This window comes from Weissella sp. DD23 (assembly GCF_001579105.1).
GTDB lineage: Bacteria > Bacillota > Bacilli > Lactobacillales > Lactobacillaceae > Weissella > Weissella cibaria.
On sequence record NZ_KQ970522.1, the window covers coordinates 1 to 260 of the forward strand.

The following is a 260-nucleotide window of genomic DNA, read 5'->3' on the forward strand; positions in this document are numbered from 1 at the left end:
AACTCAACATCATTGAGTAATTCAACTTCAACAAGTTTGAGCAACTCGACGTCATTGAGTAACTCAACTTCGACAAGTTTGAGCGATTCAACGTCATTGAGCAGTTCAACTTCAACGAGTTTGAGCAACTCGACGTCATTGAGTAACTCAACTTCGACAAGTTTGTCAGACTCAACATCGTTGAGTGGATCAACATCAACAAGTTTGAGCGATTCAACATCATTGAGCAGTTCAACCTCAACGAGTTTGAGCGATTCAAC

1 protein-coding gene is annotated in these 260 nt (G+C 40.8%); it reads right to left on the bottom strand.

The genetic code is table 11. The annotated features are described in order from the left end of the window. Positions 1-260 (bottom strand): hypothetical protein (locus WEIDD23_RS13955; protein WP_197458921.1); only part of this gene is annotated, 260 nt, incomplete at both ends.